Raw genomic sequence first — 816 nt, 5'->3', positions numbered from 1 at the left:
AAGTCCTATGACAAGGCATCAGAAACTATCAATGGAGCGGATGCCCACTTTATCGGTACTTGGGAATTCACCCCAGCACCAACTTACAAGGCAACACACGAATTTGTCAGCGGAACGCCAGGAAAAGAACTTCCGCAAGAAGTGAAGGCCCTTCTTCCAGCAGACCAAACAAACTTGAAAGATGGCAGCCAAGCAACACCAACACAACCAAGTCAAACAGAAGTGAAGACGGCAGAAGGTACGTGGAGCTTCAAGTCCTATGACAAGGCATCAGAAACTATCAATGGAGCGGATGCCCACTTTATCGGTACTTGGGAATTCACCCCAGCTCCAACAGTGACTCATAAAGCAGTTCACGAGTTTGTCAGCGGAACTCCAGGTAAAGAACTTCCACAAGAAGTGAAAACCTTGCTTCCAGCAGATCAAACAGACTTGAAGGACGGCAGCCAAGCAACACCAACACAACCAAGTCAAACAGAAGTTAAGACCTCGGAAGGTACATGGAGCTTCAAGTCCTATGACAAGACTTCAGAGACTGTCAACGGTTCAGATGTTAAGTTTGTAGGGACATGGGAATTTACAGCAAGCCCAGTTCCAACACTGACTCATAAAGCAGTTCACGAGTTTGTCAGCGGAACTCCAGGTAACGAACTTCCACAAGAAGTGAAAGCCTTGCTTCCAGCAGACCAAACAGACTTGAAAGACGGTAGCCAAGCGATTCCGACGCAACCAAGTCAAACAGAAGTTAAGACAGCAGAAGGCACATGGAGCTTCAAGTCCTACGATAAGACATCGGAAACAATTAATGGATCAGAT

The 816-nt window shown here is 46.7% G+C and carries 1 protein-coding gene; it reads left to right on the top strand.

What is annotated here, in order from left to right; all coding sequences use genetic code 11:
- On the top strand, window positions 1-816 hold an 816-nt coding region (locus tag M1F65_RS09595; protein WP_247925898.1), incomplete at both ends, for an SHIRT domain-containing protein.

The organism is Streptococcus oralis (assembly GCF_023109195.1).
Lineage (GTDB): Bacteria > Bacillota > Bacilli > Lactobacillales > Streptococcaceae > Streptococcus > Streptococcus oralis_BV.
Note: the sequence above shows the minus strand (reverse complement) of the source record. Positions and strands in the feature narration are given on the sequence as shown.